This is a genomic window from Armatimonas rosea (assembly GCF_014202505.1).
Taxonomy (GTDB): domain Bacteria; phylum Armatimonadota; class Armatimonadia; order Armatimonadales; family Armatimonadaceae; genus Armatimonas; species Armatimonas rosea.
In genome coordinates, this window is sequence record NZ_JACHGW010000002.1 from 382,051 (window position 1) to 395,249 (window position 13,199).

At 61.9% G+C, this 13,199-nt stretch carries 15 protein-coding genes and 1 pseudogene; 13 read left to right on the forward strand and 3 right to left on the reverse strand.

The features are described from left to right. Positions 1 to 209: 209 nt before the first annotated feature. Positions 210 to 977 (forward strand): hypothetical protein, encoded by a 768-nt coding sequence (locus tag HNQ39_RS09650; protein ID WP_184194555.1) that lies wholly within the window; start codon positions 210 to 212, stop codon positions 975 to 977. Between the two features lie 77 nt (positions 978 to 1,054). Here the strand turns inward: HNQ39_RS09650 and HNQ39_RS09655 are convergent, their stop codons facing one another. Continuing rightward, positions 1,055 to 1,804 carry a formylglycine-generating enzyme family protein gene (locus tag HNQ39_RS09655; protein WP_184194585.1) on the reverse strand — a complete coding sequence of 250 codons (750 nt, stop codon included), beginning with the start codon at positions 1,802 to 1,804 and terminating at the stop codon, positions 1,055 to 1,057. Between the two features lie 123 nt (positions 1,805 to 1,927). Here HNQ39_RS09655 and HNQ39_RS09660 point away from each other — a divergent pair, with 123 nt between their 5' ends. The 4 genes from HNQ39_RS09660 to HNQ39_RS09675 are packed head-to-tail and all read left to right on the forward strand — an operon-like array spanning position 1,928 to position 5,433. Next, positions 1,928 to 3,442, forward strand: coding sequence for a hypothetical protein (locus tag HNQ39_RS09660; RefSeq protein WP_184194588.1), 1,515 nt, complete (start codon positions 1,928 to 1,930; stop codon positions 3,440 to 3,442). 34 nt (positions 3,443 to 3,476) lie between these two features. After that, positions 3,477 to 4,247 carry a tRNA(His) guanylyltransferase Thg1 family protein gene (locus tag HNQ39_RS09665; protein WP_184194591.1) on the forward strand — a complete coding sequence of 257 codons (771 nt, stop codon included), beginning with the start codon at positions 3,477 to 3,479 and terminating at the stop codon, positions 4,245 to 4,247. A gap of 4 nt (positions 4,248 to 4,251) precedes the next feature. Further along, entirely contained in the window at positions 4,252 to 4,644 is a 393-nt protein-coding gene (locus HNQ39_RS09670; protein ID WP_184194594.1) for a DUF1016 N-terminal domain-containing protein, read from the forward strand. 18 nt (positions 4,645 to 4,662) lie between these two features. After that, a complete protein-coding gene (locus HNQ39_RS09675; RefSeq protein ID WP_184194597.1) occupies positions 4,663 to 5,433 on the forward strand; it encodes an ATP-grasp domain-containing protein in 771 nt (256 codons plus the stop codon). A gap of 4 nt (positions 5,434 to 5,437) precedes the next feature. Here HNQ39_RS09675 and HNQ39_RS09680 read toward each other — a convergent pair whose 3' ends face one another. Next, positions 5,438 to 7,510: an adenylate/guanylate cyclase domain-containing protein gene (locus HNQ39_RS09680; RefSeq protein WP_184194601.1), complete on the reverse strand. Its 2,073-nt coding sequence runs from the start codon at positions 7,508 to 7,510 to the stop codon at positions 5,438 to 5,440. Between the two features lie 58 nt (positions 7,511 to 7,568). Here HNQ39_RS09680 and HNQ39_RS09685 point away from each other — a divergent pair, with 58 nt between their 5' ends. The 3 genes and pseudogenes from HNQ39_RS09685 to HNQ39_RS30540 all read left to right on the forward strand — a co-directional run. Next, positions 7,569 to 8,141 carry a hypothetical protein gene (locus HNQ39_RS09685; RefSeq protein WP_184194604.1) on the forward strand — a complete coding sequence of 191 codons (573 nt, stop codon included), beginning with the start codon at positions 7,569 to 7,571 and terminating at the stop codon, positions 8,139 to 8,141. 3 nt (positions 8,142 to 8,144) lie between these two features. After that, positions 8,145 to 8,276 (forward strand): hypothetical protein, encoded by a 132-nt coding sequence (locus tag HNQ39_RS30255; RefSeq protein WP_281380217.1) that lies wholly within the window; start codon positions 8,145 to 8,147, stop codon positions 8,274 to 8,276. Positions 8,277 to 8,309: 33 nt separating this feature from the next. Then, positions 8,310 to 8,498, forward strand: a pseudogene (locus HNQ39_RS30540) (ACT domain-containing protein); the annotation flags it as partial. Between the two features lie 95 nt (positions 8,499 to 8,593). Here HNQ39_RS30540 and HNQ39_RS09695 read toward each other — a convergent pair. After that, on the reverse strand, positions 8,594 to 10,561 hold the full coding sequence (locus HNQ39_RS09695; RefSeq protein WP_184194607.1) for a DUF5722 domain-containing protein: 1,968 nt from the start codon (positions 10,559 to 10,561) through the stop codon (positions 8,594 to 8,596). Positions 10,562 to 10,617: 56 nt separating this feature from the next. On the opposite strand from HNQ39_RS09695, the gene HNQ39_RS09700 reads away from it, so the two are divergent. The 5 genes from HNQ39_RS09700 to HNQ39_RS09720 all read left to right on the forward strand — a co-directional run bounded on the left by HNQ39_RS09700 (position 10,618) and on the right by HNQ39_RS09720 (position 13,194). Next, entirely contained in the window at positions 10,618 to 11,436 is an 819-nt protein-coding gene (locus HNQ39_RS09700) for an SMI1/KNR4 family protein (protein ID WP_184194610.1), read from the forward strand. Then, positions 11,433 to 11,819 carry a nuclear transport factor 2 family protein gene (locus HNQ39_RS09705; protein WP_184194613.1) on the forward strand — a complete coding sequence of 129 codons (387 nt, stop codon included), beginning with the start codon at positions 11,433 to 11,435 and terminating at the stop codon, positions 11,817 to 11,819. The genes HNQ39_RS09700 and HNQ39_RS09705 overlap by 4 nt, the downstream gene beginning before the upstream one ends. Before the next feature lie 186 nt (positions 11,820 to 12,005). Then, positions 12,006 to 12,296, forward strand: a complete 291-nt coding sequence (locus HNQ39_RS09710) for a hypothetical protein (RefSeq protein ID WP_184194616.1) — start codon at positions 12,006 to 12,008, stop codon at positions 12,294 to 12,296. Between the two features lie 54 nt (positions 12,297 to 12,350). After that, on the forward strand, positions 12,351 to 12,566 hold the full coding sequence (locus HNQ39_RS09715; protein ID WP_184194619.1) for a hypothetical protein: 216 nt from the start codon (positions 12,351 to 12,353) through the stop codon (positions 12,564 to 12,566). A 103-nt stretch (positions 12,567 to 12,669) separates the two neighbouring features. Further along, a complete protein-coding gene (locus tag HNQ39_RS09720) occupies positions 12,670 to 13,194 on the forward strand; it encodes a hypothetical protein (protein WP_184194622.1) in 525 nt (174 codons plus the stop codon). The last annotated feature ends 5 nt before the right edge of the window (positions 13,195 to 13,199 follow it).

A 13,199-nucleotide genomic window follows, 5' to 3' on the forward strand; every position in this document is an offset into this window, starting at 1 on the left:
GCGACCCGAACAATTCGTACGGGGGTGAGGTTGGATACGCGGCTACTCATAGTGATGCACTGCGCTGTGACATCGCAAACCCACCCTATGTAACCCGACAAGCCTACCAGGACATCTATCTGCTTTGGGATTCCTGCAAATTTGCAACGGGCTCTTTGGGAAGTCGAGCGGACGGCAGAGGGTGGGCGTATCCGGCATGGGGATTCTCCGTGGATCGGCGCTACCGAAAGCAGGGAGGCTGGAAAGGCTTGCAGATGCTCTGCGGCTCCTGCCCGGCGTGCTCGACAATAGAGGTTGTAGGGTGTACAGGAGGCTTTTCCGATGACGATCACGATGAGGAATATGGGTTTGTCGAAGACCCTGACCCGTTCGATCTGCTCGTCGAGGAGCAGGGGCTTCGGGGCGAGCTTGCCCGATATTTTCCGGTTACGACGCCACTCTGGTTTGGTCTCTGGATTCAGCCCATCATGCCTGCGGGGGGCGTCTCTGTCCTCCGTCAGCTCTTCGAGACGATGGAACGCAACGAAGGCAGCCGTAATGGCTGGGAGCTCTTTGGGCAAGCGGGTTTTCTGCGGGCATTGAAGACGGCGGAGAGAAATGGTCTGGAGCTCCATGTCCATCGCACAGCCGGAGGAACGATTGCGGGACCTAGGCCGCACTGCCCTCGTTGTAAAGCCGGTATGGAACTCGGTGAGAACTTGACCTGTAAGGTTTGTGGCAATGTCTGCTCCCCACAGGTGGGTAAGTGGGGCACGGGTCGGCGTGCTCCCTTGAAACCCTTGCTCAAAGAACTGGGCGAGGCACGTTTTATAGAGCTCGTGCGCTGGAGCCTGCTCCCGCAAAAAGCCCCTGAAGCGCAGCTTGACGAGCTGATGGAAGCGATTCTGGAACGAGAGCGCACGCGGCCGGTGTGGGAAGCGGAGAAGAAACAGTCGCTGAAGGCCATGATCGCTCGTGCACGAGTCTCGACACCGTAGACTAGCCCGCACCCGGAGGGTACCCGGGCTTTGCGGCGCGAAGCGTCACTGCAGACGCCGGTTTCCAACCGGCGGCACTAGCGAGCGGGGGCGGCGAGGCGGATTCCGGTGTTGTCGTTCTGGGTGTTGGGGGTGGCCCCGCTCCGGTGGCTGCACTGGAACTTGTCGGTGAAGTCTGCCCAGCCGCCGCCACGTAGGACACGGAAGTGCTTGCGGGAGGACGCCGGCCCGGTGGGGTCTTTGAGCGGGGATTTTTTGTAGTAGTCCTCGTCGTACCAGTCCGCGCACCACTCCCAGACATTGCCCGCCATGTCCAATACCCCGTAGGGCGAGGCGCCCTTGCGGTAGCGCCCCACGGTGGCGGTGCCAACCCGTGGGAGGTTGTTGCTGAAGTTTTTATTGCGCATGAGCAGAAGCGGGAAGTGCCCCCGCGCCGACTCGGGCTTCGACGGTCCCCACGGGTAGAGGCGGCCGTCGGTGCCGCGTGCCGCCTTCTCCCACTGCGCCTCGGTGGGGAGAGTCAGCCTCGCCCAGTCCGCCAGCGCCCTGGCATCGTCCCAGCTCACATTGACAATGGGGTGGTCCTTCTTGGTAAACCCAGGATTGAAGACCGGCGCCTTGGGCAGGGGGCGCTTGGTGGCCCGGCAAAACTCTTCGTAGAGCGCGACGGTCACCAGGTTCTTTCCGATACGGTAGGCACCAAGGGCCAGCTTCTGGGCGGGCTTTTCATCGCCGGTAGTGCCCCCCCGGAGAAACTCGCCCTCAGGGATCAGGATCAGCTCACGTCGGTACTGGTCCAGCATTGGGGTGTTATCACGAAATGGCATGGAACTCTCCTGTGGGGGATTTTACCACTGGATTTCTCTCTTGTGGGAATCTGGTGGAAGAGAGCAAGACACTCCTTGAAGGCTTGGCTTGCCGTTAGGGGGCAATGGAGCAATAATAGAAACATGAAAGCACAGGCGCAAAAGGTGGAACTCACTCCCAAGCAACAAAAGGATCTGCTTCCTAATCCCCTCGGGGTGGGCGAGCTACGCCCTCTGGCGGGTATTCAGCTACTGGGGACGTTTCGAACCGCTGCCGAGGTCGAGGAGCCTGAGGTCAAGGTTGCCTCCGAGGGCGACCGGGTGGTGGCGATCTGGCGGGCGAAGGAGCTACTCCAGGTCGCGGTGAGCACGGATGGCGGGAGCCGCTACACCGTGACCGCGCTCTCTGTGGGGGCACAGCCAAGCTCGATTGAGGGCTTCGCTTGGCAACCTCAAGTCGCACTGGGCGACGGGTTTATCCTGATTGCCTATGTCCAGCGACGGCACTTGCTGGTGCAGACCAGCACCGATGGGAGCCGCTTTAGCCCCCCTGTGATCGTCGCGAGCAATCTCTCAGAACAGCTCAATCGGACCGTGGGGGAGCGCTACCCGCTCCTCGCCTACAGCGAGGGGGGCTTTGGGATTGTCTGGCTGGAGACGGTTGGGATGCAGGATCAGGTGAAGTTCGCTCGACTGGAGCCGCGGAACTTCGCGCGCCAGAGTGTGCCTGAAGGGGGAACCCGACTCTCATCGGTACCGCTTCGTCGTCTCACCCTTACGCCCACCACCCTCAGCCGCGCTGAGTTCTCGGCTAGTGCGCCCCAGATTCTCGTGTCGGGCCGGGAGCTACGGGTCTTCTTTACCGAGGATCAGAACCCGGAGTACGTACTGGCAATGGCGACCAGCCACGACGGCGGGCGCACCTTCGATACCCTAGCCTCCGCGGCGGAGGGGGACAGTGGGCTCTTGGGGGAGCGTCGCCGCAAAGGCACCGTGGGGAGTGTCACCAAGCCGCTGACAGAGCAGATGCCCTTCAAGTTTGCGGCTCCGGTTCTGCTACCGGGGCGCGGGGAGTTTCTGCCCACCCGTCTCAAGGCCTATCGCGACGGAGTACCCCTCTGGGTGCTGGCTCCCGAGAGCGCGGCCCAGGGGCTGTTCCGGGGAAGGCTACGCAACCTGGTGATTCCCCAGACCTCGGCTCGCCCCGAGCCGGAGGCACGGCGAGAAGAGCGCCGCTTTGAGCGCTTCTGGCCTCAGAACTTCCAGGTTGTTCCCAGTGTCGCTGGCGTGCAGGTCTTCTATGTGGATGGCTGGGAGAACCCGACTCGCCAGCTCACGCGGGTGTGGACCTCCGCGATTGTCGAGGGACGTGGGGTCTCTCCCAACGTGTCCTTCTCCGACGAAGGAATGCTCTCGCTCGGGTCGGGCGTCTCGGGGGAGCAGGCGGTACTTCTGGCGTGCCAGAAGACTGCTGAGGGCTTTGCGCTGAGGTCGCGCTGGGTACGCGGGGCCAACCCACTGGGAGACTGGCAGCTCGTGACATCGGTTCCCGGGGCCGTCACGTTCTTCCTGCTCACTCCCACGACACGGGGGATGGCAGCGCTCTGGCTGGAAGGGCTCAAGCTCCAAGCGGCCTTCCTCCCTGCACCCCGCCTTTAGCACCCAGCGCTCCGCCATCGATAAAGCCCTCACGATGAAAGATGACCTGGGCGACCGTATGAAGCGCGACTACGAGAGCCGCACGCGCTTCCTACTACCGCGCCGCACTTACACGCTGCTCCGTATCGACGGTAAGGCGTTCCACACCTACACGCGCGGCTGCGCCCGCCCCTACGACCTGGAGCTCATGGCCGATATGGATCGGGCTGCCGCCGCGCTCTGCAAGGAGGCGCAGGGTGCCGCGCTCGGCTATGTCCAGAGCGATGAGATCAGCGTGCTTCTGACAGACTTTAGCGACACGGGCACCGAGGCGTGGTTCGACGGCAACCTCCAGAAGCTGGCCTCGATCTCGGCGAGCCTTGTCACCGCGCACTTCAACGCCGCCCGCATTGCCCGTGGTGTTGCGGATAAACTAGCTGTCTTTGATGCGCGGGTCTGGACCATTCCAATGCCAGTCGAGGTGGAGAACTACTTTATCTGGCGCCAGCAGGACGCCACCCGCAACGCGATCTCGATGACGGCGCACGCCCACTTCTCGCACGCCTCGCTCCAGGGGCTCTCCACGGATCAGCTGCAGGAGCGGCTCTTTGCGGAGAAAGGCATCAACTTCAACGACCTGCCGGTCGGCTTCAAGCGTGGCCGGGTGATCGAGCGCCAGACCCGCGAGGAGCCCGTGACCTACACGCATAAGCGTACCGGCGAGGAGCAGAGCGCGCTGGCTCTGCGGAGCGCCTGGGGCTCGGTCGAGCCGCCCGTCTTCACGCGGGATCGCCCGTGGTTGAAGGAGCGCATTCCGGTACACTAGGCGCATGGATGCTAGGCAAGTAGAGCTTCTTCCCACCGGCTACGACGCGCTCTTGAAGGCCATCAAGGAGCGAGTGAGCACCGTGCAGGTCCGCGCCGCCGTGGCGGTCAACACCGAACTGGTCCGTCTGTACTGGAGCATTGGGCACGACATTCTTCAGAAGCAACAAGCAGAGGGCTGGGGCAGCAAGGTGATTGACCGCCTCTCCCGCGACCTAAAAGCATCGTTTCCGACGATGCAGGGATTCTCGCGAACAAGCTTGTTGTATATGCGCGCTTTTGCTGCCGCTTGGCCAGACGAGGCAATTGTCCAACGGGTCGTTGGACAATTGCCATGGCGGCAAAACATCGCCTTGCTGGACAAGCTCAAAGACCCGGAGCTGCGGCTCTGGAGCTAATCGAGGGAAACTAACGCGATGCCGACACTGATTGTCCCGGATCGGGCGAGCAACCCGGATATCAAGGCGCTGCAGGAGGCGGCTGTCGCGCGGGGGTGGCGGTTTGCTCCCGTGCGCTACCAGCTCCCTGAGGGCTTTGCGTCCGATCAGCCGGTCCTCTACGGCGACCCGCTGTTTTGCGATATTGTCGCGGCGCAGCTGGGGGTGCGGCTCTTGGAGCCCGCCGATGATTTCCTGGTGCGCCTGCCGGATGCGTGGCGACTGCGCCACGTCGCGCTCACGACCCTGACCGAGGCGCGGCTCTGGGAGAGTGGCCCGGTCTTTGCCAAGCCCGCGGCGGATAAGTCGTTTCCGGCGCGGGTCTATGCTAGCGGTGCAGCGCTCCCGGGTGAGGAAGTCGTTCCCGGAACGACGCCCGTCCTGCTCTCCGAGCCCGTCCACTGGGAGGTCGAGTGGCGGCTGTTTGTGTGTGCGGGTAAAATCGTCACCCGCTCGCCGTACTTCCGCGACGGCAAGCTAGACTCGGTGGCGCGCCCCGACGAGCTCGGGGAGCTGCGGAGCTTCACCAAGGCACTGCTCCCCGAGCTTGAGGGACTCCTGCCTCCCGTGATGGTTCTCGATATCGGCAAGATTGTGGGCAAGGGCTGGGCGGTGGTCGAGGCCAACCCGGCGTGGGCCAGTGGGCTCTACGCCTGCGATCCGAAACAGACACTCACCGCACTCGCGCTGGCCACGGTTCCCGGCGATACCCAAAGCGCTTGGCTGCGCCCCGCCGCGCTTCTGGAGTAGAAGGCTAATCAGGAAACTTGATCTTTTTCAGCAGTGCCTGAAAGCGCGGCTCGTTGCGGATACTATCGAAGAGCGGATCGACCTTGAAGTTCCCGCACGAGCCGTCTTGCTGGTCGTAGCTCTTCTCCAGCCAGTCGAGTGCCTTCTCTTTTTCTCCCAGTCCGAGGTAGATCATGGCACGGAGACCAGGGGCCACAAAGCGCGTTTGGGCTTGGGTCTCTAGGTCCCGCAGAACCTGTTCTGCCTTGGCACGCTCGCCGATTCGGGCATAGGCGTAGCCGAGGTCCGTCAGAAACTGTGGCTGGGTATCGAGAGCTCTTGCCTTTTCAAAGTGGACAATCCCGGCGGCAGGGTTGCCCTTCCAGACCTCCGCCCAGCCTAGGAGATGGTAGGCAAACGAGAAGTTGGGATCTATCGTCAGCGCCTTCTTTGCCTGTAGGATCATCTCATCGTAGCGCCGGGCATACTCCAGATAAAAGGCATAGTCCGCGTGAAACAAGGCGGAGAGGGGGTCTAGCTCGGTTGCCTTTTGGATGAGAGAGAGCCCTTCGTCGAAGTCTCCACAGACGGTCTTAACCCAGCCCAGCTGATCGTAGGCAAAGGCAAGGTTAGGATTGAGGGCAATGGCCCGCCGGAGAGCCTTCTCGGCTTCCGTCCAGTCAAACGTGCTGGCGAGAACGATGCCAAGCGAGAGGTGCGCCTCCGCAAGGTTAGGATCGAGGGTGAGGGCTTTCTGCGCCAGCTCCTTTGCCGTTGCCCAGGCTTTCTGACTCTCCACCAGCGCGATACCGGCCCAGGAGTAGGTATCGGCAAGCCCGGTGTAGGCCAGTGCGTAGCCGGGATCACGCTGGATCGCCTGCTTAAAATACTTGAGCGCCTCCTTCCAGCCCGCCTCGGTGTTCTTTAAAAAGGCACGATGTCCCTTGAGATAGAGCTCGTAGGCGGGAATACTCTTCGTGGGCTTTTTGGCCAGCTGCTGCGCATCGTCGACACCGAGCTTGCCCTTGAGCGCGGCGACGACTTTCCCCGCGATCTCGCTCTGGATCGTGAGGACGTTGGTCATCTCGCGGTCGTAGGTCTCCGACCAGACATGGAAGCCGTCTGCCGCTTTGATAAGCTGTGCAGTAATGCGGAGCTGCTTGCCTGCCTTGCGGACGCTCCCCTCCAGCACAAAACGGACGTGCAGTTTCTCACCGACATCGCGGAAGATGGCTTCCCCACTCTTGCCCTTGAACGCAAAGCAGGAGGTGCGACCCGGGACACGGAGGTTCGGGACCTTGGCGAGGGCATTGAGCAGCTCCTCGGTCATTCCATCGCTGAGGTACTCGTCGCTTTTATCGGCGCTCATGTTGACAAACGGCAAGACCGCAACCGATTTTTGATCGGGGGGCTCTCCCACGCTCGCTGGCGGTGTCTTGGGCTGGCTGGTCCGACGGGTGAGCAGCCAGCCTGCGCTCCCCAGCGCGGACACGGCGACCGCGCCCAGCGAGAGCAGCTTCCGTCGGCTTGGGCTCGGTTTGACCGGGTCAGCAGGAAGGGGCTCTTGCCAGGGAAGCAGGACCCGGTAGACCCCTAAAGGCATGTCGATGTTCTTGAGCTTGGGAGAGTCCAGCGGGGCGAGCGCCTCCTCAAGCTTGTTGTGCACCTGCGCGTAGACGGTCTCAGAGAGGCAGATGCCCCCCCCGACAGCCAGCGGCTCGATCCGAGCGGCGATATTGACCCCATCCCCGTAGATGTCACTGTCGCGCTGCACGACCTCGCCGACATGGATGCCAATACGCACTTGGAAGGCATGGCTGACAGGCTGGGTGGTGTTGTGCTGGTGGAGGGCTCTCTGAAAGGCGATAGCACACTGGGTCGCCTGGAGGGCACTGGGAAACTCTGCCAGAAAGCCGTCGCCGGTGGACTTGACCTCGTGGCCGTGGAAGAGCGCAAAGTTCTCCCGCTGGAGGCGCTGGCTGGTGCGAAGGAGCTCCAAGGCAACGGTCTCGTTTTCTTGGGCCCGCTTGCTGAAGCCCACCATGTCCGTAAACATAATGGCCGCGAGCCGACGTCGCTCGGTGGTTTCAGAGGACATGGCAGTATTTAACCACAGAAGGTTTTGGAGTAGAAGCTGTTGTACACTGGACTTGAAAATGCATACCGTAACTTGGCGCTGGGCAAAAGAGGACTGGGAAGTCTGGTACCACTCGTATGTGCAGGGAGAGACCTACCGAGACCAGTGTCGGCAAGCAAAGACTGTCGGAGCGGTGGCGGGAGTTTTTGTAGGGCTTTTGGGGCTACGCCTGCTGACTAACTGGTTAGAGTTGGTTGGAGTGTTGCTCGCAGGTGGGCTACTGGGCTTCACGGTTGTGAGTCTCTATCTTGCTATCTACACGCGCCGCTCGATCGCGAAGCTGATTCAGGATGGTCTGGCTCAGTATCCTGTCACGGAGAGCTACACAATGAGCCTGGAGCCTGAGGGAGTGCGCTTTAAGCTCACGGGCTCGCAGCACCTTTACGAGTGGAGTGCGATTGAGTGCCTTGGGAAGATCCATGGAGAGTTTCTCTGGTTTCGTATCCAAGGACAGGACTGGTATCTTCCTCCCTCGGCCTTCCCCGATACAGAGCTTCGTACCGCTTTTCTGGAGACAATCGAGCGTGCAAAAGTGGCAGGGGGAGCCTCACCGACAAGTGCTCCTTGGTGGCGACAGGGTCAGGGAGCTTAGCGTATGAACCTAGCCCTGCTCCCCGAAACCTACGCGATCTGGAAGCTCCCTGCCTCGGCTCCGTTGCCGCAAGTGCCGTTCTTCGCCGCGATTCGCACGGGTGAGGAGCTCTCGCTGGTCACGGAGGAGACATAGGCCCCGAGCGGTGTCCCCTGCGAGCGGGGCTGGCGTGCCCTCAAGGTCGCCGGGCCGCTGGACTTCTCGCTCACTGGGATTCTCGCCGCCCTCGCCGCTGCCAAGGTCCCCATCTTCGCCCTCTCCACGTTTGACACCGACTACGTCTTGGTGAAAGAGACCCAGCTCACCGCCGCCGTCGCCGCGCTGGAGGCGGCTGGGCATATTTGCGGCGGGGGCTAAAAGTCCCCGCCTCGGATTTTGGGAGCGTCCCGAGGACGCGCAGAAACCAAGCCGTTTCCGCGCCCTCGGGGCGCTCTCTCTGGGAGACGGGTATTTTACTGCCCGGCGAGAATCGCGGGGGCGAGCCAGGTGGCCCAGCAGTAGGCTTCTTTCCCGTTGGCGTTGGTGGTGAAGGTGAGCGCGATCGCGCGGCCGGCGTAGGGCGTGAGGTCCAGCGCGTGGGGAGTGGGCTTGCCGCAGTCGGTGAGCGTGGTGCTCCAGATTTCTTTGCCGTCGATGCGGACGCCGAAGGTGATGCCTCGGGGCGCGGGTTCTTTGGCGCTGTTGAGCACCTCGAAGCGGAGTGTTAGGCGCGTGGCCTTGGGGAGTGTCACGGGGAAGCTGGCCTCGGCCACTCCGACCGCTTTCGGGTGCTGGAAGAGGCCAGGGACACGCTTGCCGGTGCTGGTCTTCTCCTTGGCCTGCCGCCAGTCCAGGCAGTTGGTGGGAGTTGCCGTCCAGAGCTGCTTGACCCCATCCCAGACCACCTCGCCAGGATAGAGGCTCTCCACCCCGACCCCGGAGCGCTCCCCGATGCGTTTTGTGGTGGGCTTGGCATCGTCCCAGCTCTTGAGGCCCGTGAGCGGCAAGAGCGGCGCGATCGTGGCGGCCCACTCGGAGGTCTCGGCCTTCTGGCAGACACTCCACATCGGGCGGCGGCGGCCCTCTAGGTCGCGCAGACCGAGCTTGAGGCCCCCTTCTGCCGGATGATCCTGGTGGCGGTGGAGAATAAAGGCATCGACTCCGGGCATGTGCCGCACCTTCTCAAAGGCGTAGGCATAGGCCGCCGCCTGGACTTTTTCGGCCTGCTCGCCGCTGCCCTTGCAGTTGAAGCCCTGCTCGGAGAGGATCACCCGCCGCGCTGCATTTTTGACGCGCTGGCCGGGCTGGTTGAGATAGGCGAGGAGCACTTCCAGGTTCTTGAAGGTGACAATCGGCGTGTCGAAGCCCAGGCCCGCGTCTTCGTCGTCCCAGAATACCGGATCGAAGAGCCCTTGGGGGTACGGGTGATGTGCCACATGCCAGTCGAAGTCCCCCTCGGCCTTGGCGAGCGCATTGAGACCGTCGATGAGCTGGCGACCGGGCATCGTCCGGTCCGGCGCTTCGTGGCGGTCGGTCCAGTAGTAGTCCATCGAGACATAGACTCTGAGGTCGCGGTGGGCGCTCTTGACCGCGAGCCAGGCAAGGCGTAGCGCATCGGCGTACTCGCGCACGAGCGTCTCGGGTGTGGCCTTCCCCAGGTTGTACCAGTGCCAGTGGCTCTGGACTTCGTTGCCGATAATGAAGCCCCCGACCCGCCCGAAGCGCCCCTCGGGCTCGGTCCAGCGCTTGGCGAGAAACTGCAAGAGCCCCCGGTAGAGCCGCTCGCTCTTGGGGTTGCTCAGGTTAAACGCCGAGAGGGGGTTGGCCGCGCCTTTTTTGTCGCAGTGCGGGTGGATCAGCAGGTCACCGTCGGCGGCGTCGCGCGGGAAGTAGTTGAGAAAGATCACGGTCACCAGAATCCCGGCCTGGGTGAACGCCCGGACTTCGTCGTCGTAGCGGGCGAGTGCTCCTGCGGCTAAGGGAATCTTCTCGCCGTCCACCTCCATAAACTCCACCGGGCCGCCGTAGGGGCCGCCAACTGCGGGCAGGAGCACCTCGCGGATGCTGAGGTTCATCCCGACATGCTTGGCCCCGAGCGCCACGGCATCGGCGCGGTCTACGACACACTGAACCCCTTTGATGCTCTTGGGCCACGGCAGTGGGCTTGTCCGCGTCGCTGTCTCCGCCAGCTCCGTCACCCACTGCGACGCCTCGGTCTCACTGGTTCGGAAGCGCCAGAACAGCCGATCCCGCCCGGCGCTATCGAACCGAGGGAGGGTAAAGTCCTTCCCCGCGATCCGCTCCACCGCCAGCGTCTCCCACGCCGCCGCCCCGACACCCTGCCCGAAGAGCTGGCGGGGCACTTGGTGGTTGGAGCGAATCGTAAAGGTCAGAGACTGCGCATCGGCACGGATGCGGGCAAGCGGCGTCGGAGTTTCCATAGCTGATTATACGGTGCTACTTGTCTCGATCCATGGGCTTGGCTATACTTCGTTCCATGAAAGCAACCCCACTGACCATCTGGCGCCCGCCTGCCTTCTTGCCCTATCTTCAGTCCACGCTCACTCCTGAGCTCGTGGCGCAGGCGGAGCAGCGGCTTGGCGTCACTCTTCCGGCGGAGTACCTTGCGCTGCTGGAGGTCCAGAATGGGGGCTACATTCGCTACGGTCTTCCTGACTTGGTGCACAACGTGATTCGTGGAATCGGCCCCCACTATCCCAACCTGCTGGACGTCGACTGGGATCACTTAGACGATGCGCCGAGCTTCCCTCTTGAGGGCTTGATTCCCTTTGACGGCGATGGGCACTGGTATCTGTGTCTCGACTATCGCGATCGCTCGCAAGAGCCTGCTGTCGCCTATATTGATGTGGAGTGCGATGAGCAGCTTGAGCTCGCCCCGAGCTTTGCAGCGTATCTGGCGCTACTGGAGTACGACGCCCCCTCCGGAGTTGTCCTCACACCCGTTGCGGAGATTGCTACACTGGTTGCTACTCTCGAAGCTCATTTGAAGATCACTTTTGAACCACCGAGCTCTTCGAACCATGGGTATCCCGTCTATCGCGCCCAGCTGGGGACAAAGGCTCAGCCGGAGTGGATTTGGCTCAGTCCCAATACCGTTCCTCGTGGCTTTGTCCGTGAGAGTGATCGTCGGTACTCCGAGCTCCGCGACCTCTTGCCCGGGACGGCGCTACGCTTCCTCGAGCTTCCTCCAGAGAGCTATCTGTTGGTAGTAGACGCCAAGCGCCAGAGTGCAGTACTCGCCGCCTGTGCAGAGCTCGGACTAGCCGCTCGACCCGCGGAAGACTATGCCTCATGAGCTCAAGTGAAGGGGTGGTGCGGCGCTTCTGGGAGCTGATGGCTACCAATGATTTTTCCTCCGTGGCCGAGGTCCTCGCCCCGGAGTTCGTGCTGGAGTGGCCGCAGTCGGGCGAGCGCCTGCGCGGGGCGGAGCGCTTTGCCCAGATGAATGCGGAGTACGAGAGCCATGGCCCGTGGCGCTTCACGATCCATAAGATTGTCGCCAGCGAGACCGAGGCCGTCAGCGATGTGTCCGTGACCGATGGCGTCCAAAACGCCCGAGCACTCTCATTTTTTACGATCAAGGATGGCAAGATCACGCGCCTGGTCGAGTTCTGGCCCGAGCCGTATCCCGCCCCTGAGAGCCGCAAGCACCTGACAGAACCCCTTGAGCCTGTGTAAAATGGATCGGTTGCCGCCGGTTCGAAACCGGCGTCTGCAGTGGCGTTCCGCCGCAAAGCCCGTGCCGGGCTACCGAACTTAGCTCCCTAGCCCGGCACGGGCTTTGCAGCCGCAGGCTACTGATGACGCCTAATTTCATTGGGCGAACCAAAATGGAGGCGTTAGACGAATCATATGCAGGTACCTTTGAAACCGTCCTACGACACAGAGCTCACCAAGAAAGTCGCGCAGGTGCTCCAGGAAGTACAGAAGCTCAAGGTGGGCATGACCCGCGCCGAGCTGCTCAATACCTTCACCACGGAGGGCGGGCTCTCGTCGCGCACCTGGCGGCGCTATGTCTCCCAGCGCTGTCCCTACATTAAAATCGATGTCGAGTTTGCTCCCGTTGGCCCACGAGTGGGTGTAGGGGATGAGAGCCCCTGCGACAAAATCACGAAGCTCTCACCTCCCTTTCTGGAGTGGAGTATCAAGAACTAATCCCAAAAGGGGAACCACACCGGAAAAGCGTCATAGGAGGTGCTTGGAGAGAATATGAATAAAACTCAGCTCAAACAACTCAGCAACCTCTGTTTCGCTTTAGGGTTCGCCTCGATCATCGGCTCTATCGCGATCTGGTTTTTTACGGGGGGGAAAGAGGCCGATACCCAAGCACACGCCGAGCGTTTTGGCATCTTTGTCGGGCTCTGGGCCCCAACTTTCTTGATCCTATCCAATCGCTTTGACCGCTATGCAGAGACAGGCGTGTAGAGTCGGAGAGGGGGTGCAACCGAATCCCCAAGACAAGAGTCTGAGACGACGTTGCCGGGCAGGTACGTCTGGCGTGGAGGATTTTTGTATGAAACCGGTTGCGATGATTTCGCTGTTAGCTGTCTCTTTACTGGCGTGCACTCCCAGTACACAGGCGCAGACACGTGTCCAGGAGCTCTACGGCAAGGCCCAACAAGCCCTCAAGGCAGGAGATATCCCGGGGGCAAGCAAGCTCGCGCGTGAGGTTCTCCAGAAAAACACGGACAAGAAAGCCTGGTACTACGGGAACCTGGTCTACGAAGCCAATCAGCTCTTGGGGCTGGTGGCGCTACGCGAGGGGAAAGTTGCCGCGGCAAAGAGCTATCTGCTTGCCGCAGGGAAGACCCCCGGCTCGCCACAGCTAAGCTCCTTCGGCCCGACAATGACCTTGGCGCAGGAGCTCCTGAAAAAAGGCGAAAAACAAGCGGTGCTGGACTTTCTGGACGAGGTCGCAGCCTTCTGGGCGACGCCCAAACCGGGGCAACCTGCTTCCCTCAAGGCGCTCATGGACGGTCATGCTGCGCAGCTTCGCCAGTGGAAAGCGGAGATTCGTGCGGGGAAACAACCAACCCTCAATCGTGTCCGGTAGAATCT

What these genes read in the sequence shown, in the direction of transcription:
- HNQ39_RS09655 (WP_184194585.1), bottom strand. Translation starts at nt 1,804, where the DNA reads ATGCCATTTCGTGATAACACCCCAATGCTGGACCAGTACCGACGTGAG.
- HNQ39_RS09720 (WP_184194622.1), top strand. Translation starts at nt 12,670, where the DNA reads ATGATTTCGCTGTTAGCTGTCTCTTTACTGGCGTGCACTCCCAGTACA.
- HNQ39_RS09660 (WP_184194588.1), top strand. Translation starts at nt 1,928, where the DNA reads ATGAAAGCACAGGCGCAAAAGGTGGAACTCACTCCCAAGCAACAAAAG.
- HNQ39_RS09695 (WP_184194607.1), bottom strand. Translation starts at nt 10,561, where the DNA reads ATGGAAACTCCGACGCCGCTTGCCCGCATCCGTGCCGATGCGCAGTCT.
- HNQ39_RS09670 (WP_184194594.1), top strand. Translation starts at nt 4,252, where the DNA reads ATGGATGCTAGGCAAGTAGAGCTTCTTCCCACCGGCTACGACGCGCTC.
- HNQ39_RS09705 (WP_184194613.1), top strand. Translation starts at nt 11,433, where the DNA reads ATGAGCTCAAGTGAAGGGGTGGTGCGGCGCTTCTGGGAGCTGATGGCT.
- HNQ39_RS09680 (WP_184194601.1), bottom strand. Translation starts at nt 7,510, where the DNA reads ATGTCCTCTGAAACCACCGAGCGACGTCGGCTCGCGGCCATTATGTTT.
- HNQ39_RS09685 (WP_184194604.1), top strand. Translation starts at nt 7,569, where the DNA reads ATGCATACCGTAACTTGGCGCTGGGCAAAAGAGGACTGGGAAGTCTGG.
- HNQ39_RS09675 (WP_184194597.1), top strand. Translation starts at nt 4,663, where the DNA reads ATGCCGACACTGATTGTCCCGGATCGGGCGAGCAACCCGGATATCAAG.
- HNQ39_RS30255 (WP_281380217.1), top strand. Translation starts at nt 8,145, where the DNA reads ATGAACCTAGCCCTGCTCCCCGAAACCTACGCGATCTGGAAGCTCCCT.
- HNQ39_RS09665 (WP_184194591.1), top strand. Translation starts at nt 3,477, where the DNA reads ATGAAAGATGACCTGGGCGACCGTATGAAGCGCGACTACGAGAGCCGC.
- HNQ39_RS09700 (WP_184194610.1), top strand. Translation starts at nt 10,618, where the DNA reads ATGAAAGCAACCCCACTGACCATCTGGCGCCCGCCTGCCTTCTTGCCC.
- HNQ39_RS09715 (WP_184194619.1), top strand. Translation starts at nt 12,351, where the DNA reads ATGAATAAAACTCAGCTCAAACAACTCAGCAACCTCTGTTTCGCTTTA.